Source organism: Paraburkholderia sp. J67 (assembly GCF_905220265.1).
Classification (GTDB): domain Bacteria; phylum Pseudomonadota; class Gammaproteobacteria; order Burkholderiales; family Burkholderiaceae; genus Paraburkholderia.
The window spans coordinates 110,830-132,842 of the sequence record NZ_CAJMZK010000022.1; the positions used below are offsets into that span (position 1 = coordinate 110,830).

22 protein-coding genes are annotated in these 22,013 nt (G+C 65.3%); 8 read left to right on the top strand and 14 right to left on the bottom strand.

Going from position 1 to position 22,013, the window contains the following annotated elements; all coding sequences use genetic code 11:
• Positions 1-26 precede the first annotated feature (26 nt).
• Positions 27-938: an NAD(P)-dependent oxidoreductase gene (locus tag U5782_RS30235; protein WP_322047538.1), complete on the bottom strand. Its 912-nt coding sequence runs from the start codon at positions 936-938 to the stop codon at positions 27-29.
• 90 nt (positions 939-1,028) lie between these two features.
• Positions 1,029-1,925, bottom strand: a complete 897-nt coding sequence (locus U5782_RS30240) for an alpha/beta fold hydrolase (protein ID WP_322047539.1) — start codon at positions 1,923-1,925, stop codon at positions 1,029-1,031.
• A gap of 151 nt (positions 1,926-2,076) precedes the next feature.
• Between U5782_RS30240 and U5782_RS30245 the strand changes: the two genes are divergently transcribed.
• From U5782_RS30245 to U5782_RS30265, 5 genes are all read left to right on the top strand, one after another.
• Positions 2,077-2,997: a LysR family transcriptional regulator gene (locus U5782_RS30245; protein WP_322047540.1), complete on the top strand. Its 921-nt coding sequence runs from the start codon at positions 2,077-2,079 to the stop codon at positions 2,995-2,997.
• Between the two features lie 83 nt (positions 2,998-3,080).
• The gene (locus U5782_RS30250) at positions 3,081-3,755 is read left to right on the top strand and encodes a histidine phosphatase family protein (RefSeq protein ID WP_322047541.1); all 675 of its coding nucleotides are present in this window, start codon (positions 3,081-3,083) and stop codon (positions 3,753-3,755) included.
• A 33-nt stretch (positions 3,756-3,788) separates the two neighbouring features.
• Positions 3,789-4,805, top strand: a complete 1,017-nt coding sequence (locus tag U5782_RS30255) for a phosphotransferase family protein (protein ID WP_415914429.1) — start codon at positions 3,789-3,791, stop codon at positions 4,803-4,805.
• Positions 4,806-4,851: 46 nt separating this feature from the next.
• Entirely contained in the window at positions 4,852-5,616 is a 765-nt protein-coding gene (locus U5782_RS30260; RefSeq protein WP_322047543.1) for an SDR family oxidoreductase, read from the top strand.
• Between the two features lie 33 nt (positions 5,617-5,649).
• Positions 5,650-6,894, top strand: coding sequence for an acyl-CoA dehydrogenase family protein (locus U5782_RS30265; protein WP_322047544.1), 1,245 nt, complete (start codon positions 5,650-5,652; stop codon positions 6,892-6,894).
• 73 nt (positions 6,895-6,967) lie between these two features.
• Here U5782_RS30265 and U5782_RS30270 read toward each other — a convergent pair whose 3' ends face one another.
• Positions 6,968-7,594 (bottom strand): helix-turn-helix domain-containing protein, encoded by a 627-nt coding sequence (locus U5782_RS30270; RefSeq protein WP_322047545.1) that lies wholly within the window; start codon positions 7,592-7,594, stop codon positions 6,968-6,970.
• 111 nt (positions 7,595-7,705) lie between these two features.
• On the opposite strand from U5782_RS30270, the gene U5782_RS30275 reads away from it, so the two are divergent.
• Positions 7,706-9,835, top strand: a complete 2,130-nt coding sequence (locus tag U5782_RS30275; RefSeq protein WP_322047546.1) for an alpha/beta hydrolase fold domain-containing protein — start codon at positions 7,706-7,708, stop codon at positions 9,833-9,835.
• 144 nt (positions 9,836-9,979) lie between these two features.
• On the opposite strand, the gene U5782_RS30280 is transcribed toward U5782_RS30275, so the two are convergent.
• Together U5782_RS30280 and U5782_RS30285 are read right to left on the bottom strand one after the other, a co-directional pair.
• Positions 9,980-10,783 carry an acetoacetate decarboxylase family protein gene (locus U5782_RS30280; RefSeq protein ID WP_322047547.1) on the bottom strand — a complete coding sequence of 268 codons (804 nt, stop codon included), beginning with the start codon at positions 10,781-10,783 and terminating at the stop codon, positions 9,980-9,982.
• Positions 10,784-10,857: 74 nt separating this feature from the next.
• The gene (locus U5782_RS30285; RefSeq protein ID WP_322047548.1) at positions 10,858-12,402 is read right to left on the bottom strand and encodes an acetolactate synthase large subunit; all 1,545 of its coding nucleotides are present in this window, start codon (positions 12,400-12,402) and stop codon (positions 10,858-10,860) included.
• A gap of 105 nt (positions 12,403-12,507) precedes the next feature.
• Here U5782_RS30285 and U5782_RS30290 point away from each other — a divergent pair, with 105 nt between their 5' ends.
• On the top strand, positions 12,508-13,506 hold the full coding sequence (locus U5782_RS30290; RefSeq protein WP_322047549.1) for a LysR family transcriptional regulator: 999 nt from the start codon (positions 12,508-12,510) through the stop codon (positions 13,504-13,506).
• Between the two features lie 28 nt (positions 13,507-13,534).
• Here the strand turns inward: U5782_RS30290 and U5782_RS30295 are convergent, their stop codons facing one another.
• The 3 genes from U5782_RS30295 to U5782_RS30305 form a co-directional block, all read right to left on the bottom strand.
• Positions 13,535-14,590 (bottom strand): low specificity L-threonine aldolase, encoded by a 1,056-nt coding sequence (locus U5782_RS30295; protein WP_322047550.1) that lies wholly within the window; start codon positions 14,588-14,590, stop codon positions 13,535-13,537.
• Between the two features lie 124 nt (positions 14,591-14,714).
• The gene (locus U5782_RS30300) at positions 14,715-15,530 is read right to left on the bottom strand and encodes an AraC family transcriptional regulator (protein ID WP_322047551.1); all 816 of its coding nucleotides are present in this window, start codon (positions 15,528-15,530) and stop codon (positions 14,715-14,717) included.
• An 85-nt stretch (positions 15,531-15,615) separates the two neighbouring features.
• Positions 15,616-16,500 carry a LysR family transcriptional regulator gene (locus U5782_RS30305; protein ID WP_322047552.1) on the bottom strand — a complete coding sequence of 295 codons (885 nt, stop codon included), beginning with the start codon at positions 16,498-16,500 and terminating at the stop codon, positions 15,616-15,618.
• A 76-nt stretch (positions 16,501-16,576) separates the two neighbouring features.
• On the opposite strand from U5782_RS30305, the gene U5782_RS30310 reads away from it, so the two are divergent.
• Complete coding sequence (locus tag U5782_RS30310; RefSeq protein WP_322047553.1) at positions 16,577-17,878, top strand: aspartate aminotransferase family protein; 1,302 nt, start codon at positions 16,577-16,579, stop codon at positions 17,876-17,878.
• A gap of 14 nt (positions 17,879-17,892) precedes the next feature.
• On the opposite strand, the gene U5782_RS30315 is transcribed toward U5782_RS30310, so the two are convergent.
• The 6 genes from U5782_RS30315 to U5782_RS30340 all read right to left on the bottom strand — a co-directional run.
• The gene (locus tag U5782_RS30315) at positions 17,893-18,255 is read right to left on the bottom strand and encodes a hypothetical protein (protein WP_322047554.1); all 363 of its coding nucleotides are present in this window, start codon (positions 18,253-18,255) and stop codon (positions 17,893-17,895) included.
• Entirely contained in the window at positions 18,252-18,584 is a 333-nt protein-coding gene (locus U5782_RS30320; protein ID WP_322047555.1) for a superinfection immunity protein, read from the bottom strand. The genes U5782_RS30315 and U5782_RS30320 overlap by 4 nt, the downstream gene beginning before the upstream one ends.
• Before the next feature lie 229 nt (positions 18,585-18,813).
• A complete protein-coding gene (locus U5782_RS30325; protein WP_322047556.1) occupies positions 18,814-19,347 on the bottom strand; it encodes a cytochrome b in 534 nt (177 codons plus the stop codon).
• Positions 19,344-20,414 carry a catalase family peroxidase gene (locus U5782_RS30330; RefSeq protein ID WP_322047557.1) on the bottom strand — a complete coding sequence of 357 codons (1,071 nt, stop codon included), beginning with the start codon at positions 20,412-20,414 and terminating at the stop codon, positions 19,344-19,346. Before U5782_RS30330 ends, U5782_RS30325 begins: the two co-directional genes overlap by 4 nt.
• Positions 20,415-20,616: 202 nt before the next feature.
• The gene (locus tag U5782_RS30335) at positions 20,617-20,940 is read right to left on the bottom strand and encodes a non-heme iron oxygenase ferredoxin subunit (protein WP_322047558.1); all 324 of its coding nucleotides are present in this window, start codon (positions 20,938-20,940) and stop codon (positions 20,617-20,619) included.
• 32 nt (positions 20,941-20,972) lie between these two features.
• The coding region (locus U5782_RS30340; RefSeq protein WP_322047559.1) for a fatty acid desaturase at positions 20,973-22,013 on the bottom strand (1,041 nt) is incomplete at its 5' end.

Sequence of the window (22,013 nt, forward strand, 5' to 3'; positions counted from 1 at the left end):
TCGTGATTGCGACAGACGCGCTTGCGTCATCCCTGAGCAGCGGGGTGGTCTGTTTGCTCGATAGCTGAAGTGCGCGCCTCGATGGCGCGAACGACGGCCACCATGTCCTGCTTGCCGAGGCCAAGCGCTTCGGTTTCGCCATACAGCGCGTGGCAGAGGTCGAGCAAGGGCGAAGCCACGCCCGCACCGCGCGCGGCCTCGGCCACTAGCCGCGCATTCTTGAGCACGTCGGTGATGGCCGCCTGCACGGAGAAGTCTTGCATGGCGAGCTTGTCGATTTTCACGCGCGAGACGTCGCTCGCCATCGGACTGGCGTTGAGCACGTTCGCGAACAGCGCGAGGTCGATGCCGTGGCGCTGCGCGAAATGCGTGGCTTCGGTGAGTCCTGTGACCATCGTGATGAGAAACAGGTTGACGGCGAGTTTCATGGTCAGCGCCGCGGGCACTGCGCCGCACGTGAAGCTGTCGCGGCAAAGCGGCTGGACGAGCGCGCGCACCGCGTCGACATCGTCGGGCTCGCCGGCGAGCATCACCACTAGCTGCCCGGCTTCCGCAGGCTTGCGCGAGCCCGAGACGGGCGCTTCGACATAGCGCCCGCCCGCGGCCGCGATTTCCTGCGCCAACTCGAGCGAGTACGCGGCCGAGTTCGTGCCCATGTTGACGATCACATGGCCGCGCACACGTGCCTCGAAGGCGGGCGTGTGCCGGCCCAGCACCGTATCGATGGCGTTGTCGTTCGCCAGCATGAGGATGATCGTTCGGCAGTCGTCGAACAGGTCGTCGATGTGTTCGACGGTGCGCGCGCCCGCTTCGCGCAGCGCATCGTACTGGTCCGGCGAACGGCTCCAGACCGCGAGCGGCGTGCCGGCCCGCGCCAGATTGAGCGCCATCGGCGTGCCCATCACACCCAGGCCGACGAATCCGGTTTGCGTTGCCATGGTTCAGCTCCTTGAAATCGCGTCGGGCGCGTAGCCATCAGGCGATCGGAAGGGACTTAGGATACCGTTCGCGCGACTGGGCGTGCGTGTTTATCCGCCCGCCCGCCGCGCGTTGCGGTCGATCGCATCCGCGATCGTGTCGTCCAGCGCCGTCGGCAAATCGTGGCCCATGCCGTCGATCAGCATGAAGTTCGCGCCCGGAATGGCGGTTGCCGTGTCCTCGCCGCATGCGGGCGGCACCAGCGGATCGTCCGCACCGTGGATCACGAGCGTCGGCGCGGCGATGGTCGCAAGCCGCGCGCGCCGGTCGCCCGCGTTCGCCAGCGCGGCAAGCTGCCGGGCGAAACTGCCCGCATCGTGCGGATGGCGGCGTTCTTCGCGCAGTAGTGCGCGGTGCTGTTGTGCATCGAATGGAAAACCTCGACCGGCGATGCGGCGCGCGAACGCCAGACTGTGTTCGATAAACGCGGCTTCGTCGGCGACGGGGTCGGGCGCGGGCCGCATCATCATCGCCATGACGTCCGGCGCGGCCGGGGGCAGGGCCGGATTGCCGCTGCTCGACATGATCGACGCCAGCGAGCGCACGCGCGAGCGGTGCTCGCTGGCCGCGATCTGCGCGATCATGCCGCCCATCGAGCGGCCGACGATATGCGCGCGCTCGATGCCAAGGGCGTCGAGCAGCGCGATGGCGTCGTCGGCCATGTCGCGCAAGGTGTACGGCAGGGCGGGTTGTTGACCGCTCGCGAGCATGGCGGCCAGCGTGCCAAGGTCGGGCGCGGCGGCATGGCGCAGGTGCGTCGAGGCGCCCGCGTCGCGATTGTCGAAGCGGATCACGCGATAGCCACGCGCGGCGAGTGCCTCGCAAAACGGTACGGTCCAGCGCAGTCTCTGCGTGCCGAGACCCGATATCAGCAGCAACGCATTGCCGTGCGTCTCGCCGAAACAGTCGTAGCCGAGTTCGATGCCATTGGCGTGCAGTCTGTTCATTGTCGCGGGCCTACCCTAAGTTTTGGCGTATTTTACCCGGGTAAAAATAGAAGTCAAACGCGGATCGGGCAAGCGCCGTGTCGACGAAAGGTGTTTCCCGCCATGCCGCGCCCGATTACGATCACGGTCAATGTCCCCGGAAGAACCCCGCATGCCGCTATCCAGGATCGACCTGAATCTCTTCATCGTTTTCGAAGCGGTCTACCGAACGCGCAATCTCACGCGCGCGGCGGAACTGCTGTTCATCACGCAGCCCGCCGTCAGCAACGCGCTCGCACGCATGCGCAAGACCTTCGACGACCCGCTGTTCGTGAGCACGCCCGGTGGCATGGTGCCCACGCCCGTTTCCGAGAACATCATCGGGCGTGTGCGCGAGGCGCTGCAATTGCTCGACTCGAGCACCCACGCGGGCGAGCGCTTCGATCCGGCGACCTCGCAGCGCACCTTCCGGCTCAGCATGAACGACCTGACCGAGGCCATGCTGCTGCCCGCGCTCGAAGAAGTGTTGCAGCGTCTCGCACCCGGCATCCGCATCGAAAGCTATTTCACGACGCGTCGCGAAGTGCCGGAGGCGCTCGCGAGCGGCGAAGTCCATCTGGCGATCGACGCACCGCTGATCGACGATCCGCAACTGGAGCAGGCGCCGCTTGGCAGCGACCGCTACGCCTGCATGCTGCGCAAGGACCATCCGTTCACGAAAAAGACGCTCACGCTCGACGATTACCTGCGCCTCGGTCATATCCACATTTCCAGCCGCCGCCAGGGGCCGGGTCTGGTCGATACCGAACTCAACAAACTCGGGCAGCGCCGCAACATTCTCACGCGCGTGCAGCACTACCTGGTCGCGCCGATGATCGCCATGCGCACCGATCTCGCGCTGACCGCGCCGCTCACGCTGCTGCAACGCTACGATGCGCGCATTCTCAAGCTGCCCTTCGATCTGCCCGAACTGGAGTCGCATGGCTACTGGCACCGCAGCGTGGCGGGCGATCCGGCGCACCGCTGGCTGCGCGAGCAGGTTGCGCAACTGTTGCAGGAAAGGAAACGTCCAGGTGCGCTGGTATCACCATAATCTATAGCGTGACATAAATAGAATAAACTTCCTGAATACCGACAGGCCGGATATCGTCACAGTCATCTTCACGCGAGGACGGCATGGCGGATCTCTATCTGGTACGGCACGGACAGGCGTCGCTAGGCGCCCAGAATTACGACGCGTTGTCGCCCTCCGGGCGCATCCAGTCGACGTGGCTCGGCGAATATTTTGCGCAGGCGGACCTGCAGTTCGACCGCATCGTCACCGGCACGATGCGGCGTCACGAGCAAACCGCCGAGGCGCTGCTCGAAGGCATGCGCGCGCCGAAGATCGACGTCGTGCAGGACGCCGATCTCAACGAATACGATTTTCACGCGCTGTTCGAAGCGCTCCAGGCGAGCGGTCTGATGCCGCCCGCGCCCGCCGATGGCTCCATCAAGCACTTCTACAAGGCGCTCAAGCATGCGTTGCTGCTGTGGTCGGAAGACCGCCTGCCCGGCGTGTTGCCGGAAAGGTGGCAGCAGTTTCAGGATCGCGTTGCACGTGCGCGCCAGGCGATCCAGCGCATGGGCGGCAAGCGCGTGCTGGCGGTGAGCTCGGGCGGCGCGATCGCCGTGTTCACGCAGCAGATTCTTCAGGCCCCCGCGTCCGCTGCGATCGCGCTGAATATGCAGATCCGCAATAGCAGCGTGAATCAGTACGTTTTCAACGAAAGCGCCGTGTCGCTGGTCGGCTTCAACGCGCTGCCGCATCTCGAACGTGCCGAGCGGCGCAAGCTCGTCACGTATGGCTGACAGGCGGCGCAACCGCTTCTACTCTCTCGCAGCATGACTATGTCCGATCATTTCGACGTCGAAACCCTCACGCGCTATCTGGCGGCCCATGTGCCCGGTTTTCAGGGCCCGGTCACCATCGAAAAGTTCGCCGGAGGTCAATCCAATCCCACCTTCCTGCTGACGGCGCAAAGCGGCCGCTACGTGCTGCGACGCCAGCCGCCGGGCACGCTGCTCAAGTCCGCCCACGCGGTGGACCGCGAATTCCGCGTACTCAAGGCGCTCAGCGCGACGCCGGTGCCGGTCGCGCAGGCGCTGCATCTGTGCGAGGACCGCGAGGTCATCGGCAGTCTGTTCTATGTGATGAGCTTCGAGGAAGGCGAGACCTTCTGGGACCCGGCCTTGCCGGAACTGGCCGTCGATCAACGCGGCGCGCGCTATGACGCGCTGATCGAAACGATGGCGGCGATGCACAACGTGGATGTCGAAGCGGTGGGTCTTGCCGATTACGGCCGCGGTGGCAACTACTTCGCACGCCAGATCGACATCTGGACCACGCAATACCGCGCCGCGCAGACCGACGAGATCGACGCGATGGAAGCGCTGATCGCCTGGCTGCCCGCGCATTGTCCCGCCGAGACCGGCAAGCCCGTGCTCGTGCACGGCGACTTCCGCATCGACAACTTCATCTTCCAGCGCGGCGAGCCGCGTGTGCGTGCGGTGCTCGACTGGGAACTGTCCACGTTGGGCAATCCGCTCGCGGATCTCGCGTACTTCTGCATGTGCCTGCGATTGCCGCGCCACGGTCATATCGCCGGGCTGGCGGGGCTGAACCGCACCGCGCTCGGCGTGCCGAGCGAAGAGGCCATCGTCGCGCAATATTGCCGCCTGCGCGGCATCGGCGCGATCGACAACTGGAACTTCTATCTGGCCTTCAGCTTCTTCCGTCTCGCGTCGATCGCGCAGGGCGTGAAAAAGCGCGCGCTCGGCGGCAACGCATCGAACGACAAGGCGCGCCAGGTGGGCGAAATGACGGGTGCGCTCGCGCAAATGGGCGTCGCGCTGTTCTGAACCCCGCCAATCCAATCAATCTGCTCAAGAGACATCGAGGTTAATTGTGACTACTAATCTGTTCGATCTGACATCGAAAATTGCGCTCGTGACCGGCGCGAGCCGGGGCATCGGCGAAGAGATCGCGAAGCTGCTCGCGCAGCAGGGCGCGCATGTAATCGTGTCGAGCCGCAAGCTCGACGACTGCGAGTCCGTCGCCCACGGCATTCGCGAAGCCGGCGGCAGCGCCGAGGCCATCGCCTGCCACGTGGGCCGTGTCGAAGATATTCACGCGATCATCGGCCAGATTCGCGAACGTCATGGACGACTCGACATTCTCGTCAACAACGCCGCCGCGAATCCGTATTTCGGCCACATTCTCGACACGGATCTCGCCTCGTTCGAGAAGACCGTCGAAGTCAATCTGCGCGGCTACTTCTTCATGTCGGTGGAAGCGGGCAAGCTGATGCGCGAAAACGGCGGCGGCGCGATCGTCAATACGGCTTCCGTCAACGCGCTGCAACCCGGCGACAAGCAGGGCGTGTATTCGATCACCAAGGCGGGTGTGGTCAACATGACGCGCGCCTTCGCCAAGGAATGCGGGCCGCTGGGCATTCGCGTCAACGCGCTGCTGCCGGGCCTCACCAAGACGCGCTTCGCGGGCGCACTGTTCGCCGATCAGGCGATGTACGAGACCGCGATCGGCAAGATTCCGCTGCGCCGTCATGCGGAGCCGCGCGAAATGGCCGGCACGGTGCTTTACCTCGTCTCGGACGCGTCGAGCTATACCAACGGCGAGTGCATCGTCGTGGATGGCGGCTTGACGATCTGAACCGCGCCAATCGAACCGATCAAGGAGAGCAAGATGGACTTCGCCTATAGCCCGAAAGTCGAGGCGCTGCGCACGCAACTCAGCGCATTCATGGATACGCATATCGTGCCGCGCATCCGCCAATGGCACGAAGAAGTGCACGCCGGGAAATATCCCGTTTCCTTCATGGAAGCGCTCAAGGACAAGGCGCGCTCGGAAGGACTGTGGAATCTCTTTCTGCCGCATCTGAACGACGATGAACCAGGTACGCGCCTGACCAACCTGGAATACGCACCGCTCGCGGAAATCATGGGCCGCGTTCCCTGGGCCTCCGAAGTATTCAATTGCAACGCGCCGGATACGGGCAATATGGAACTGCTCCATATGTTCGCGACGCCCGCGCAGCGCAAGCAATGGCTCGAACCGCTGCTCGACGGCAAGATCCGCTCGGCGTTCGCGATGACGGAACCGGCGGTGGCCTCGTCGGACGCGACCAACATCACCACGCGCATTCGCCGTGACGGCGACGACTACGTGATCGACGGGCGCAAATGGTTCATCACCAACGCCGCACATCCGAATTGCCAGATCTTCATCGTGATGGGCAAGACCGATCCCGATGCGCCGAGCCACAGCCAGCAGAGCATGATTCTCGTTCCGCGCGACACGCCGGGCGTGACCATCCTGCGCAATATCACGGTGGTCAATCACACGGCGCCCGAAGGCCATTGCGAAATCGAATTCAAGGGCGTGCGCGTGCCGAAGGAGAATCTGCTCGGCACGGAAGGCAGCGGCTTTGCGCTCGCCCAGGCGCGCCTGGGGCCGGGCCGCATCCACCACTGCATGCGCTCGATCGGCGCGGCGGAACTGGCGCTCGAACTGATGATCGAGCGGGCCCAGGCGCGCACGGCTTTCGGCAAGCGCCTGTGCGATCAGGGATCGGTGGCGGAGGGAATCGCGAAATCGCGTATCGAAATCGACCAGGCGCGTCTGTTCGTGCTCAAGGCCGCGTGGATGATCGACACCGTGGGCGCGAAGGCCGCGCGCAAGGAGATCTCGATGATCAAGGCGTTGGTGCCGTCGGTGCATACGGCCGTGTGCGAGCGCGCGATTCAGGTGTTTGGCGCGATGGGCCTGAGCCCCGACACGCCGCTCGCCGATAGCTGGACGTGGGGTCGCGCGCTGCGTTTCGCCGATGGCCCGGACGAGGTGCATCTGCAAAGCATCGCGCGCATGGAGATTCAGGCGCGTCCATACGAGGCGGGGCAGGTCAGCCCGTATTTGACGACGCCGGTTTAATCAGGCCGCTGCTCACGTCGCACGAAGCGCGCCCTCGCTGCAAGGGGGGCGCGCTTCGCCGTTGTTGCACGCGCTATTCGTCCAGCAGCGCCTGGGTCTGCGCCGAAGGCGGCGCGACCAGCATGCTCTCGAACGTGTCCATCAGGCTCGCGACCGCGAAGGCGGGCGCCCATAGCCGTCCCGCTTCGCCGCTGTCGCGGCTCGCTTCCCACGCCGCCAGCGCGGCATTGCCATAGATGCTCACGAGCGACAGCCGGTGGTCGAGGATGGCCGGCGCGATCTCGGGCAGCAATTCGCGCAGCAGCGCGTTGCAGCGCTGATAGCCGACATTCCACTTATTCTCCAGCGCCTCGCGCAGGAACGCGCGGTCGTTCAACTGCAGATTCGCGATCATGCGGATATAGGTCGCCTGCCCCGTGCGCTCGGCGAGGCCCAGCATGGGCAGCGTCAACGCTTCCAGCACCCCGCGCACCGTGATGCCGCCATCGGCCTCCAGCCGGTCCACCCGCGCCTGGCGATCCTCGTCGATGAGCCGCGCGCCATCCACCACCAGCTCGCGCGCCAGTTCCTGCTTGTTGCCGAAGTAGTAGCGCAGCGACGCGCTGTTGCGCTGGCCCGCCGCCGAAATGATGTCCTGAATGGACACGCCCTCCAGTCCGCGCAGCGCAAACAGCCGCTGCGCTTCCTCTTTCAGGCGCACGCGGGTCTCGGCGCCATCCGATCTAAGTGTTTTTCCTGATGTCGTCATTACTTTACCGGTTCCGGTTAATTAACTAGACTGCGTTAACTAACCGAGAAGGAGAAACTAGGTATGAAAGTCGTTATAGCTGGAGGAGGCATCGGCGGGCTCACGACCGCGCTGACGCTGCTGCATCACGGTATCGAGCCGATTGTACTGGAGCGTGCGCCGCAGTTGACCGAGGTCGGGGCCGGCGTGCAGATCGCCGCGAACGGCACCATCGTGCTGCGCGAATTGGGGTTGGAGCCGGAACTGGCGAAGATTGCGATGGTGCCGGAGCGCTTCGACTATCTGGAACTGTCGACGGGGCGTCTGCTCTACGTCGCGCCGCTCGGCAAGGAAGCCGAGGCGCGCTACGGCGCGCTGCTCTACAACGTGCACCGCGCCGATCTGATCGACGTGCTGGCGCGTGCGCTGCCGCCCCACGTGGTGCGGCTGGGCGCGCAGTGCGCCTCGGTCGGGCAGGACGACGAAAGCGCGTTCGTCACGCTGGAAAGTGGCGAGGTGATTCGCGGCGATGTGGTGATCGGCGCGGACGGCATTCATTCGGCGGTGCGCACCGCGTTGCGCGGACCCGAGGACAAGCAGTTCGCCAACATCCTCATGTGGCGCGCGCTGATTCCGGCGGACCGCGTCGCCGGGCTCGACCTGCCGGTGGCTGGCAACAACTGGTTCGGCGTGGGCCGCAACATCGTCTCGTACTGGGTGCGCAAGGATCTCTACAGCGTGCTGGCGTCGGTGCCGGCGGCCGAGGTGAGCCGCGAATCCTGGACCGAGGCGGGCGACGTCGGGCAACTGCGCCGCGCCTTCGAGGGCGCCGAGCCGCGCGTGCAGAAGATGCTCGAAGCCGTAGACTCCACGTTCATCACGGGCATGTACCACCGCGATCCGATCGAGCACTGGGCGAGCGGGCGGATTGCCCTGCTGGGCGACGCCGCGCATGCGATGGTGCCGTATCTCGCACAAGGCGCCTGCCAGGCGATCGAGGATGCGTGGGTGATCGCCAGTTGCCTCGCGTCCCACGGACCGCACGGTGTGCAGGACGCGCTGCTCGAATACGAGCGCCGTCGCCAGCCGCGTACCACGCGCATCCAGGCGGGCGCGCGCTTTGTGGTCGATTGGGCGCACGAGCCGGACGAAGCGCGCGTGAATCAGCGCAACGGCCGCCTCAAGGGACTCTCGCGTATCGACCCGCTTGCCGAAGCGTCCTGGTCGTTCGCGTGGGGCCACGATATTCTCGCAGCCGCGAAGCGCCCGCCCGGCGAGGTCGTGGGATTGAGCGCCGCGCGCGAGGGCAAGCGCATGATGCGCCCGGAGAGCCAGCGTGCGTTCGATCTCTGGAAGGGCGTGTTCGCGCCCGACGACATCGCGCGCGGCGACCGTGGCCAGCGCGAGGCGTATGAGCGCTTCCTGCTCAATCGCTTTCCGGTGCCTGCGAGCACTGAAGTCGCGTCGGTCGATCTGCATGGCGTGGGCGCGCTGCGCGTGGTGGCCGCCGGGACGAAGCAGAAAGCGACCGTGCTGCATTTCCACGGCGGCGGCTACGTGCTGGGCTCGGCGAAGAGTTCGGTCGAGTATGCGAGCCGCCTGTCGCGCGCACTGAACGGGCCGTGTTACACGGTCGATTATCGGCTCGCGCCCGAGCATCCCTATCCGGCCGCCATCGACGATGCGTTCAGCGCCTGGCGCGGTCTGCTGGCGGCGGGTGTCGATCCGGCGACGGTGTTCTTCAGCGGCGAATCGTCGGGTGGCGGTCTCGCGCTCGCGCTGGCTGCAGCGTTGCGCCGCGCGGGGCTGCCATTGCCTGCGGGTGTGATCGCCATTTGCCCGCTGACCGATCTCACCTTGAGCGGGCCTTCGGTGATCGCCAACTCGGGCGACGACCCGGCCGCGAACCGCGAGACGCTGTCCAACCTCGTGGCGTCGTACTTCCAGGGCCACGAGCCGACCGATCCGATGGTCTCGCCGCTGTTCGCGGATCTCGCCGATTTGCCGCCCGTGTTCCTGGCGGCCGTGGAAGGCGAGGTTCTGGAAAGCGATACGACGCGCTTTGCCGAACGGGCCAAGGCCGCCGGTGCCGACGTGGCGCTCAAGATGGTGGCCGATTCGGTGCACGTCTTCACGCTGTTCCCGTTCCTGCCTGAGACAGGGGAGACGCTTGAGGATATCGGGCAATGGGGACGTGATCTGGTCGGGAAGTAATTGAGGCTGGAGCGCTGAGTGTTTGCGGCGCTCATTTTATTTGCACTACGAATCGTTGATATCTTGTGTAGATGGAAAACGAAAAGGCGCTCCCCTCGAAAAAGGGGAGCGCCTGGGCCCTCGTTATTATCGGATGTACGCCTCTTACGTGCGATCGGCCAGCGTCTTGAGATCGGTCACGCTGTACGCCATCGAACCGCGAAAGCCCTTGCCCACGCGCACGGGCTGAAGGTCGGATATTTCCTCGCCTTCGACCACTGGCAGGGCGAGCTTGCCTTCGCCAGCCCACACGCCCGCGATAGCCGCGTTGTCCATAATCGACATGACCAGTTCGTTCACAGCGGGCGTGTCGTGCTGACCCGCAGCCAGACGCGGGAAATAACGCAGATTGACCACGGGCCGCCCGGCGATGCCGAGTTTCGACACATCATCGACCGGCGCTTCGAGCTTCACCTCGGCGCGCGCGATGCGCTGCCCTGCGGTGGAGGCCGTCGCGGCGAAGCGCGTGCCTGCCGCGACCGGCGCTGCGGCCGGGCTCGGCGCGGCGAACGTGCGCGTCTGATGGACCAGTCCAAAGCGCTTCGGGAAGCCCTGAATCAGACCGCGCATCATCGCCGAATCGTTGTCGACGAAAATGTACGGGCAGTACGAAACCGGCTGGCCGTCATACAGCGCGTCGATCAGGATGAAGAATTCGCGATACTGGTAGCGCGCCGGATCGAGCATCTCGTCGTTTTCGCCGGTGAACTGCCAGTCGATAAAGAGCGCGGTCGCATGGCCCGGCGAGGCCGGATCGAGGCTCAGGCCTGCGGGCAGCACGGCCTGGGCGGCGGCGGGGTCGGCCCAGAATTCGACGAGCAGGAAGTCGCCTGAGTAGTGCCACGGCGGCGGCGGTGCGATGCTCGACAGGCCACGGGGAGAAAGCGGAACGGCAAACGGCTTGGACATAAGGACTCCGTATTGATTGGATAAGCAAAATAGCGGCGATGACGGGCCGCACGACGCGGCCCGCGCGCTCAGGTTTAGATCAGGGCTTCGATCAGCATCGGCCCGCGACGCTTCATCGCCTGGGCAAAGACGGCGTCGAAATCGCGTGCCGTCTCCACTCGCATGGCTTCCACGCCCATGCCTTGTGCGAGCGAGACCCAGTCGAGCGACGGATTGTGCAGATCGAACATCGACGCCGCGTGCGCGCCGTCCGTGCGCGCGCCCACGCGCTTGAGTTCGTTGGCGAGGATCTTGTAGCTGCGATTGGCGTAGATAACGGTCACTACGTCGATGTTTTCGCGCGCCTGAGTCCACAGCGCCTGCACCGTGTACATCGCGCTGCCATCGCCTTGCAGGTTCACGACCTTGCGATCCGGACAGGCGATGCCCGCGCCGATCGACACCGGCATCATGCTGCCGATCGCACCGCCAGTCAGCGTGAGGAGATCGTGCGGGGCCGCGCCTTCCGCGAGACCGTAGTACCCCATGGCGAGCGACGCTTCTTCGGCGATGATCGCGTGCTCCGGCAGATGCTTCGCCACGCTGCGCATGATTGCTTCGCCATTGAGCGCGCCGTCCGGCACATAGTCTTGCGTCGCGCGAGTCGTCACGCGCGCCACGCTTTGCTGCGCGCCGAGCGCTTGCACCAGCGCTTCGAGCGCCGCTGTACCGTCTTCATGCGGATGCGCGAGCACGGCGATACGGCTGCCTTCGGGCGTGAGCCAGCTCGGCTTGTCCGGGTAGCCGAAGAAGCTCACCGGCGGTTGCGAGCCAACCAGCACGAGCAACTCGGTGCCCGCGAGGAACTCGACAACCTGCTCGGCGAAATAGGGCAGGCGCTCGACCTGCACGCGCCCGGCACCGCGTTGCAGACGCGGCGCGAAGGTATCGCAAAGCAGTCGCGCGCCGGTCTTCGTGGCGATGCGGCCTGCGGCTTCGAGGCCGCGCGTTTGCAGCGCCTTGCCGCGTAGCAGGAACGCGGTGCGCACGCCGCTGCGCGCGAGTGCGGCGATGTGCTCGATGGTCGCGTCGCTCACGGTGGCGAGCGATGGCGTGGGCAGCGCGTCGGCGACGTCGTCGGCGGGCGACCAGGCCGTGTCGGCGGGCAGGATCAGCGTGGCGATCTGGCCCGCGCCTTCCATCGACGCCTGCACCGCGCGTGCGGCGTCGGCGCCCACGGTGAGCGCGCTGGTCGACGAATGGATCCAGTGCGAGACGGGCCGCGCGAAGCCTTTGATGTCCGAGGTCAGCGGCGCTTCGAAGCGCGCGTGGGTCGAAGCGTGGTCGCCGACGATGTTGACGACCGGGCTCGAAGCGCGGCGCGCGTTGTGCAGGTTCGCGAGGCCGTTGGCGAGACCCGGGCCGAGGTGCAGCAGCGTGGCGGCCGGCTTGCCTGCCATCCGTGCATAGCCGTCGGCGGCGCCGGTCACGACACCCTCGAACAGACCGAGAATCGGCCGCATGCCTTCCACGGCGTCGAGCGCCGCCACGAAATGCATTTCGGACGTGCCGGGGTTGCCGAAGCACACTTCCACACCGCTCGCGGTCAGCGAACGCAACAAACTTTCAGCGCCGTTCATGCTAGATCACCTCGTTTTTTCGAACCCGTCTTTCGACGTACGAGACGATCCTAACTATTCCCCCAGCGTGCGAGAATACAGTCCGATCCGAATATTTGTTACGTCATGCGCAAGAATCTGGATTACGGCCTGCTGCACGCGATGACCGCGTTTTTACGCGTGGTCGACGCCGGCAGCTTCACGGCCGCAGCGGAAGTCATGGAACTGACGACGGCGCAGGTGTCGCGGCTCGTGTCGGAGCTGGAAAATCGTTTGCAAACCAAACTACTTCAGCGCACCACGCGGCGCATGGCCGTCACGAGCGTGGGCGAGCGCTACGCGAATCAGTGCCGCACGATTCTGGAACTGGTGACGGAGGCGGAGAACGAGGCGAGCGGCGCGCGCATCCAGCCGAGCGGCCGCTTGCGCGTGCTGTGCATGGCGAGCTTTGGCGACCGCTACGTGGTGCCGCTGGTGGCGAAATACTGCGCGGCGTATCCGTCGGTCACGTTCGAATACAGCGCGTCGCAGTTCGTGCCGGATCTGCTCGCCGAAGGCATGGACGTGAGCATCTATCTCACGCAGCGGCTGCCCGATTCGAGCATCGTGGCGCAGCGGCTTGGGGTGGTGCAGGGCGTGCTGTGCGCGTCGCCTGCCTATCTGAAGCGGCACGGCATGCCGAAATCGGTCGAGGAATTGGCCGACCGCGCGTGCCTGCGCCTGCTCAATTCATCGACTACGCCGCATTGGGATCTGACCGATGGGCACACGAAGCATGTGGTCAATCCGGTCGGCCCGATGATCGGCGATCATCCCGAGGCCGTGTTGCAAGCGGCGCGCGCGGGCCTGGGTATCGCGATGTTGCCCGGCTTCGCGGCGCTCGACAGCATCCGTAGCGGCGCGCTCGTGCATGTGCTGCCGCAATGGCGCTCGCCCGATTTCGGCGTCTATGTGTTGATGCCGTCGCGCAAATTCCTCGAAGCGAAAACGCGCGTCTGGATCGAGCTGCTCAAGGAAGAACTCCCGTTGGCGCTAGAACGCGACGCGCGCGAGCTTGCGCCGCCCGAGCCGGTCAAGGCCAAGGCCAAGGCACGGCGCACGCGTGCTTCGAAGCCTGCGCGCTGAAGCAGGCTCCGAGCCGCGAGATGCACGCTCAGCGGCTCACCGCGCGTGCGTGCTCAAGCAGATTGTCGACGTCCTCGAAGGTGGTCGAGAAAGCTGTCACGAAGCGCACGACGTTGGCGCCCCAGCGCTCGTGATAGAAGCGGAAGCCCGCGCTGAGCAGCGCTTCGATCAGCGCCGAGGGCAAGCGGCAGAACACGATATTGGCTTGCGGCGCGCCGAGAATCTCCACACCGTCCAGGGCCGCCAGACCTTGCGTGAGGCGCAGCGCGGCGGCGTTGGCCTGGCGCGCGTTGCGCAGCCAGAGATCGTCGCTCAGATACGCGCCCATCTGCGCGGCGAGAAAGCGCATCTTCGAGAACAGATGGCCCGCGCGCTTGCGCCGGAAAGCCAGTTCGGTGGCGAGCGAGCGGTCGAACAGCACGATCGCTTCCGCCGCAAGCACGCCGTTCTTCGTCGCGCCTAGCGAGAGCGCGTGCACGCCCGCCTTCCAGGTCATTTCCGCGGGCGTGCAGCCCTGCGAGACCAGCGCGTTGGCGAAACGCGAACCGTCCATGTGCAGGCGGATCGACGCGGCCTTGCAGGCGTCGCCGATCGCTTCGATCTCGGCTAGCGTGTAGACGCTGCCTTCTTCGGTGGCCTGGGTGATGCTCGCACAGGCGGGCTGCGTCGAATGCACGTCGCCGACTTTGGCGCGGGCCGCTTCGAGCAGCTTCGCAGGGTCGATTTTGGCGGCGGGGCCGTCGATGCTCACGAGTTTCGCGCCGCCGGTATAGAACGCGGGCGCGCCGCATTCGTCGTTGTCGATGTGGCTGGACGCGTGGCAATAGATGTTGCCCCAGGGCGGGGTCATCGCGCTCAGGCACAACGCGTTCGCGGCGGTGCCTGTCGGCACCAGCAACACGTCGACTTCGCGCTCGAAGATCTCGCACAGGCGCTGTTCGACGCGCGCCGTGTATGGGTCCGCGCCATAAGGGTTGGCCTGGCCCGCGCTGGCGGCCACCAGTGCCTCGATCACTTCCGGCGATGCGCCCGCAATGTTGTCGCTCGTGAAACCCAGGGCTGGCGCCCTGTCGCTGCTCGTCATGGTCGTTTCCTCAACTCGGCGGGGGCCGATGGCCCCGAATGCGGGCATCGTATGTCGAGCAAGGGGCGCGCCGCTTGTAAAAAATTGATCGACGCAATGAAAGCGCGAGGGAAACGCCAGGCGCTCAGGCGCGAAACCGCGAAGGCGCGACGCCATAGGCCTGGCGAAACGCGCGATTGAAATGGCTCTGATCGTAAAAGCCGACGGCCTGGGCGACCGAGGCGATGGCTTGAGATCCCTGCAGCAGCAACTCACAGGCGCGCTCGAGCCGCAGGCGCAGCAGCCACGCATGCGGCGTCATGCCGATGGTGAGCTTGAACTGCTTGAGGAACTGGAAGCGGCCGAGACCGCACAGGCCCGCGAGTTCTTCCAGCGTGATCTTTTCCGCCAGGCGGCTGTAGCAGTAATCGCGCACGCGGCTCCACTGGCCGGGCGAAAGCCCGCCCGGCACGCGCTCCGGCACGATCGCGCGCGATTGACGCAGCAGCGTTTCCAGCAAGGTGAGCCATTGCGTCTGCACGTCGAGACCGTCCGCGCCGCCGTCGTGGTGCATCGCGTCGTGCAGGCGCACCAGCAGGCCCGCGAGCATCGGGTCTTTCAGCACGGCGCCCGTGAGTTCGGGCGCGCGTGGCCGCCCGCTGATTTCCTCGGCCTCGCGCGCGACGAGAGCCTGCGAAAGCCGGAAGGTCTTGAGCGTGTATTCGCCGCCGTCTTCGGCCATGCCGTCGTGAATCTCGCCGGGCGGCATCAGCGCGATGCAGCCGGGGCCGAGCAGGACGCTCTTGCCGTTGACGCCCTGGCGCTGGATGCCCTCGCTGACTAGCCCCACGTGAAAGTCGAGGTGGAAGTGGCGATCGAAACTGAAGTCGGCGAAGCGCGCGGTACTCAGCACGAGACCGGGTACCTCGGACACCTGCTGGTAGTGGACAAACTCGCTCATGAAACAGGGGGGGCGATGAGGCGGGGTGGACGGGCGTGACGAAGTATACCGCCGGAAAAATCGCGCCATCGCCAGTACCAACCGCTCACAGCATCGGCAACACCGCCCGGATATGGTCCGCGAACGCCGCCGTCAAAGGCGATGGCCGCTTGCGTCCAAACCTGACGGTGATCCCCACGGCAGGCAAGGGCGGCAGCGCCGGATCGCCGTTGAGGATCGCGAGATCGGGCGGCACGGCCGTCTGCGTCATCACCGCGAAGGCCTGGCCCGCGCGTACCAGCGCGGTGAGCCCGGAAAGGCTGCTGCTCGCGCACGCGATACGCCACGCCCGGCCGATGCCCTGAAGTGCTTCGCAGGCGGCGATGTGATCGAGCGTGTCGGCATCGGAAAGCGAAAGCGGCAGCGGATCGAAATCCGCCGGATCGAGGCCCGGCGAGCCAATCCACACCAGTTGCTCGCGGCGGATGATGTCCTCGCCCGGCGCCGTGTCCGGCAGCGAGATCATCGCGAGATCGACCGCGCGCTTGTCCAGCAGATCGAGCAGTCTGGGCGTCGGCGCGCAGACCACCTCCACGAGCGCATGCGGATGCTGGCTCGAAAACTGGCGTAGCAGCGCGGGCAGAAATACGGCGGCGTAGTCGTCGGGGCAGCCAAAACGCAGGCTGCCGGTGAGCCCCGTGCCGCTCAAATCGGCCATCGCCTCGTCGTGCAGCCGCAGCAGGCGCTGCGCGTGCACGAGCAGGCGCTCGCCCGGGTGCGTGAGCACCACGCCGCGCCCGGTGCGCTGGAACAGCGGTTGATCGACGATGGCTTCGAGCCGCTTGATCTGCTGGCTCAGGGCGGACTGCGTGCGGCCGACGCGCTCGGCGGCGCGGCTCAGCGAGCGCACCTCGGCAATCACGGCAAACGAACGCAGCAAATCGATGTCGAGTACGCGACTCAAGATATTAGCCTCGCTTCTAGCTTCCATAAGAACTATTCGATTTTATAAAAGCAGAGTGCCACCTAGACTGCAAGACATGCCGCCACTCACGAGGAGAATCACGGTGTCCCGCAACGACGATGCAACCTTCTGGCGCAACGCCAGGCAGCACCTGATCCGCTACGGCGGCACCTTCGAGCCGATGATCATCGAGCGCGCGAAAGGCAGTTTTGTCTACGATGCCGACGACCGGCCGATCCTCGATTTCACCTCTGGCCAGATGAGCGCCGTGCTCGGCCACAGCCATCCGGAGATCGTCTCGGTGATCCACGACTACGCCGGGCGGCTCGATCACCTCTTCAGCGGCATGCTCTCGCGGCCCGTGGTCGATCTCGCCACGCGGCTCGCCGAGATCACGCCCGACGGCCTCGACCGCGCGCTCTTGCTGAGCACCGGCGCGGAATCGAACGAAGCCGCCATCCGCATGGCCAAGCTCGTCACCGGCAAATACGAAATCGTCGGCTTCGCGCAGTCGTGGCACGGCATGACGGGCGCGGCGGCGTCGGCCACCTATAGCGCGGGGCGTAAGGGCGTGGGGCCGGCGTCGGTCGGCTCGTTCGCGATTCCCGCGCCGTTCACGTATCGCCCGCGTTTCGAGCGCGACGGCGTGTACGACTATCTCGCCGAACTCGATTACGCCTTCGATCTGATCGACCGCCAGTCGAGCGGCAATCTCGCGGCGTTTATCGCCGAGCCGATCCTGAGTTCGGGCGGCATCATCGAATTGCCGCCGGGCTATATGGCCGCGCTCAAGCGCAAGTGCGAGGAGCGCGGCATGCTGCTGATCCTCGACGAGGCGCAGACCGGCGTGGGCCGCACCGGCACGATGTTCGCGTGCCAGCACGACGGCGTGACGCCCGACATTCTCACGCTGTCGAAAACGCTGGGCGCGGGCCTGCCGCTGGCGGCCGTGGTGACTTCGGCGCAGATCGAGGAAAGCGCACACGAGCGTGGCTATCTGTTCTACACGACGCACGTGTCCGATCCGCTGCCCGCCGCCGTGGGACTGCGCGTGCTCGACGTGGTCGAACGCGAGGGGCTGGTCGCGCGGGCGAACCTGATGGGCGAGCGGCTGCGGCGCGGCCTGCTCGATCTGATGGAGCGCTACGAGTGCATCGGCGATGTGCGCGGACGCGGTCTGCTGCTCGGTATGGAGGTCGTCAAGGACCGGCGCACGAAGGCGCCAGCCGACGGACTGGGCGCGAAGATCACGCGCGAGTGCATGAACCTCGGCCTCAGTATGAACATCGTGCAGTTGCCCGGCATGGGCGGCGTGTTCCGCATCGCGCCGCCGCTGACGGTGAGCGAAGCGGAGATCGACCTCGGCCTGTCTCTGCTCGATCAGGCGATCAGTCGTTCGCTATAGGCCGAACGAGGCCATCAGAACACCGGGTGGCACTCGAAGCGCAGTACGGTGTCCTGCTCCGCGAGCGGCTCGACGCCTTGCCTTTGCTCGGCGGCGAAGCTCGTTTGCATGCCGCGGGTGGCGCAGTAATCGTTCGCTTCAGCCAGCGCCCGCCGATGGGCGCGCGCCCAGGCGAGGCGTCCGCCCGAAGCGGACGCGCTCACGCTGTAGATGCCGTCCTTGTCGGTGGCGGTGACGTCGCTCGCCGACGCACAGGCCGAGAGGACCGTGGCGGCGGCGAACAGCGAGGCGATCAGACGGGGAAACGGGGATGAGTAAGACGACAGCAAATTCGACAACGAGCGGGTCGGGCTGCCAGTGTGGCGCCCGGCGCTCATGAACAGAGCGTCGTCGCGGCGCGACGCGGAGTCTTGTCCCGGCATTCCTGAACCGCGCGCAGCTTCGTGTGATCGACGATCTTCTGGCTCGTGATGCGCCCGGCGGTGCTGCGGAACTTGCGTGCTGCCCGCGAGAGCAGGCGTTCGTCGTGACGGCGATGCGCCCAGGCGCGCGCCGCAAACCACCCGACGATGGTCCAGCCCAGCAGAATATTGACCAGCGTGATGGCCAGCGCGTCGCTGTGATTGCGCGCATCGGCTTCGATTGACGGAATCAGATAAAGGCTGAGTCCGGCAATCACCGCAGCGCCTTCGAAAATTTGCAACATGGAGTCACCTCGTGATTAAGCAGCAGATTGGCGAGGCACTTATCTTCAGTGCGTCGCAATTGCGATGGAGGTGAGTTTAGGACGTTCCTATTGGAAGACAATGCTAATAGAACGAAATCAGAGTTGCGCCAGCGTAAACAATCGTGGTCTGGAAACACTCGTCTGAATAAAAAAGAGACGGATTTAAATCCGCCCCTTAAATCAAGGTGTGGATGCGCGATCTGGCGCTTCAACGCCAGGGCGACATCGCCTGAAACACGCCGTCGCGCCGCACGAGCGCGTGGAAGAGCGCAGCCGCGAGATGCACGACGATCAGCGCGAAGAAGCACAGCGCGAGAAAACGGTGCGCGTTCCAGAGCAGCGAGTGCAGTTCGTTGCTATGCGGCAGGATCGCCGGCAGGCGCACACCGGCCGCCACGACCGGATAATCCGCCGCCGACAGCATGCCCCAGCCGATCAGCGGCAATGCGAGCATGAGCGCGTAGAAAGCCAGATGCGAGAGCCGGGCGGCGAGTTTCATCGGCTCAGGCATATCGACGGGAAGCGGCGGCGCGCCTTTGACGAGCCGCGTGACGAGGCGGATCAGCGCGAGGATCAGGATGACGATGCCGAGCGGCTTGTGGATGGACACCAGCGTGAGGTAATCGGGCCGGATGGTCGACACCATGCCGACACCGATAAACAGCATCGCCAGGATGCAGATCGCCATGATCCAGTGCAGGGCGCGTTGCAGCGGCGAAAAGCGCGCGTGGGTCGGGCTCATGGCTTCGCTCCTTCGGGGGGCGTGTGCGGGTAGTCCTTGTCCTCGGCGGTTCGTCGATTGAACGAGACCGAATAGGCGGCCGAGCGCGCGGCGGGGAACGGATCGTCGGAGACGTGCATGCCTGCGGGCAGCACAGTCGGATCGAAGTTCAGGTCGCGGCAGGGGCCGTCGGGTTCGGGCTCGATCGCGCTGACCACCAGCGTGCCGGCCTCCACCTTGCGGCGGTCGTCGGGCCAGGCCTTGCTGGGGTCGGCGGTGGGGTCGCCCGGGTCGGCGACGCTCACCACCATCGTCCAGCGTTGCGGCGCGGCGTGCACACGATTGGTGATATCGGTGGCGAGGAAGTTGTCGCCGCGCTGCTTGAGCACGTCGGGGGGGACGGCTTGCGGTTGCTGCGCGGGGATGAAGGACCAACGCACGACGTGATCCTCGCCCTGCGCGTTGGTAAAGACGAAGCTGTTGAGACTGTTGTAGCGCTCCTCGGCGTAGGAGGCGGTCCACGGCGCACTGCCCGCCCACGCGCCGAACACCGCGAATTCAGGGTGCGCCGCGATGAATTTTTTCATGGCGTCGGGATCGCTCTTGTCGTGCGCCGCCTGCAGCAGCGCATAGAACGCCTGAGGCGTGGCGACCGGGAAGAACGGCGCGTCGATCATGGCGGAGCGCCAGTCGCTGCCATCGGGCGTGACGACGCGCAGACCCATGCCGCGCACGCGCACGGTGGCATCGGCGGCCTTGGCGTCAGCCGTGGCCAGATTGAAGCGGCCCGTGACGGGATAGGACCCGGCCGCGAACAGCGGCGCGCTGGAGAGTGCGGCGCCTGCGCCGTTCGACTCGAAGGTGCCGGTAAAGCAGATCCCCTTGGCATGGTTGCGCCGGAAACCGAGGGCGGGGCCGCCCGGCGGCGCGAGGCCGTTGACGACCTTGGCGGGCGTGACGCGCCCGGGCGTGAGCCACCCTCCGGTATAGGCGAAGGCGACCACGAGAACCGCGACGACGACGGCGATCAGGGCCAGCGAACGCGCGGTGGAGCCATTGGAATCCTTGGAGCCTGGTCGATCGGACATGGAACCCTCGTTATTTGGCGCTGCTGGGGACTAAACAGCAGCATAGTGAATTTCTGCCGAGGGGGTGCTGGATGCGCGCGGCGCCCTGCTAGGGAAAAAATAGCGATATGGACCGCAGCCCATATCGCTCACCCAAACGTGGGTGGCAAGCACCGGCAGGTGGAGTTGCCGGATGGAGTCGGACCAGGAATTCACACGGGCTTCACTCGGCCTCGATGCCGATGAACAGACTGCCGCCTTCGGACTTGACCGGATGCGTCGCGAGATTCACGCACACGGGCGCACCTTGCGCCTTGCCGCTCGGAATGTCGAAGCGGCCCATGTGCATGGGGCATTCGATGACATTGCCGAACACGAAGCCGTCTGCGAGACGCGCCGACTCATGCGTGCAGATGCCGGCGGTCGCATAGAAGCCTGAGGACGTGTGATAGACCGCGTAGAGCTGGCCGTCGTGCTCGAACTCGATGACGTCCTCCTCGTCGATATCGCTCGCGGCGCAGACATGATGCCATTGCAGGATGTTCATGGATGGGTCCTGTTTGAAGGGGCGACGTTGATTCAGGCGACAGCGTCGCCGTGGCGGCCGGGCGGCAACTCGCGCACGACGACGTACTCGGGATCGCGCTGCTGCTTCGCGAAGATCGTCAGGATTTCGCGCCACGCGGGCCATAGACCGGCATACGGCGTGGGCATTTGTGCGGCGACGGTAGCGTGAAATTGCGGGAGCGCGTGAAACGGCACACTCGGAAACATGTGATGTTCGATGTGATAGTTCATGTTCCAGTAGAGAAAACGCACGACGGGATTGAGCATCACGGTGCGGCTGGAAACGCGATGGTCGAGGACGTTTTCCTTCAGGCCGGTGTGTTGGGTGAGCGCGCAGAGTTCGTGCAGCCAGGTGCCCACGGCGCGGGCGAAGAACAGGAACAGTAGCGGCAGCCAGCTATGCGAGAGGAGCGCCCAGGCGAATACGGCAATATAAGCTGCCAGCAGCACGCGGGAGTTGTTGCACATCTTGCGATATTCGCTTTCTGGGACGACGGCTTTTGCGCCTTTTGTGATAACGCCGAAGCTATGCAGCAGGATTGCGCCGAGGAACTGGATGCCATGCGATATGCGGACGAAATCGGTGATTAGTTTTAGATAGCTGAGCGGGCGCTTGAAAGCTAGTTCGGGGTCCTGATAGGGCGTCGCGGTCAGGTGTGTGTAGGTGTGGTGCTTTGCGTGGAGCCAGCGGCTATAGACCTGCTCGCGCCATGACATGAAACAGATTACCCAGTAGACGGTTTCGTTGAGCCAGCGGGTTTTGAAGGCCGTGCCGTGGCCGAGTTCGTGCGCGGCCGCCTCGCTGAAGGCGAATATCGTGGCGTAGAGCAGGAAGGCTGGGATCGCCCAGGCCGTGCCTATTGACCACCAGGCGAGCGCGCCTGTCGATATGACCAGTGCGAAGAAGCCTCCGGCTTGCTTGAGGCCCCGCGCGTCTGAGCGGGTTGTGATGTCTTTTAGTGCCTTGCGGTCGATTTCTACTCGGTACCAGGATTGCATGTCGATGGGCATTTTTTTTTGACTCCGTCGGGGGTTGGGGCGGGTGTTCTGGCG

Excerpts from the sequence above, each read along its gene's own strand:
- U5782_RS30285 (WP_322047548.1), bottom strand. The coding sequence starts at position 12,402 with ATGAACGGCGCTGAAAGTTTGTTGCGTTCGCTGACCGCGAGCGGTGTG.
- U5782_RS30245 (WP_322047540.1), top strand. The coding sequence starts at position 2,077 with ATGCCGCTATCCAGGATCGACCTGAATCTCTTCATCGTTTTCGAAGCG.
- U5782_RS30275 (WP_322047546.1), top strand. The coding sequence starts at position 7,706 with ATGAAAGTCGTTATAGCTGGAGGAGGCATCGGCGGGCTCACGACCGCG.
- U5782_RS30320 (WP_322047555.1), bottom strand. The coding sequence starts at position 18,584 with ATGTTGCAAATTTTCGAAGGCGCTGCGGTGATTGCCGGACTCAGCCTT.
- U5782_RS30335 (WP_322047558.1), bottom strand. The coding sequence starts at position 20,940 with ATGAACATCCTGCAATGGCATCATGTCTGCGCCGCGAGCGATATCGAC.
- U5782_RS30280 (WP_322047547.1), bottom strand. The coding sequence starts at position 10,783 with ATGTCCAAGCCGTTTGCCGTTCCGCTTTCTCCCCGTGGCCTGTCGAGC.
- U5782_RS30325 (WP_322047556.1), bottom strand. The coding sequence starts at position 19,347 with ATGAGCCCGACCCACGCGCGCTTTTCGCCGCTGCAACGCGCCCTGCAC.
- U5782_RS30315 (WP_322047554.1), bottom strand. The coding sequence starts at position 18,255 with ATGAGCGCCGGGCGCCACACTGGCAGCCCGACCCGCTCGTTGTCGAAT.
- U5782_RS30330 (WP_322047557.1), bottom strand. The coding sequence starts at position 20,414 with ATGTCCGATCGACCAGGCTCCAAGGATTCCAATGGCTCCACCGCGCGT.
- U5782_RS30305 (WP_322047552.1), bottom strand. The coding sequence starts at position 16,500 with ATGGAAGCTAGAAGCGAGGCTAATATCTTGAGTCGCGTACTCGACATC.
- U5782_RS30250 (WP_322047541.1), top strand. The coding sequence starts at position 3,081 with ATGGCGGATCTCTATCTGGTACGGCACGGACAGGCGTCGCTAGGCGCC.
- U5782_RS30290 (WP_322047549.1), top strand. The coding sequence starts at position 12,508 with ATGCGCAAGAATCTGGATTACGGCCTGCTGCACGCGATGACCGCGTTT.
- U5782_RS30255 (WP_415914429.1), top strand. The coding sequence starts at position 3,789 with ATGACTATGTCCGATCATTTCGACGTCGAAACCCTCACGCGCTATCTG.
- U5782_RS30235 (WP_322047538.1), bottom strand. The coding sequence starts at position 938 with ATGGCAACGCAAACCGGATTCGTCGGCCTGGGTGTGATGGGCACGCCG.
- U5782_RS30295 (WP_322047550.1), bottom strand. The coding sequence starts at position 14,590 with ATGACGAGCAGCGACAGGGCGCCAGCCCTGGGTTTCACGAGCGACAAC.
- U5782_RS30265 (WP_322047544.1), top strand. The coding sequence starts at position 5,650 with ATGGACTTCGCCTATAGCCCGAAAGTCGAGGCGCTGCGCACGCAACTC.
- U5782_RS30240 (WP_322047539.1), bottom strand. The coding sequence starts at position 1,925 with ATGAACAGACTGCACGCCAATGGCATCGAACTCGGCTACGACTGTTTC.
- U5782_RS30300 (WP_322047551.1), bottom strand. The coding sequence starts at position 15,530 with ATGAGCGAGTTTGTCCACTACCAGCAGGTGTCCGAGGTACCCGGTCTC.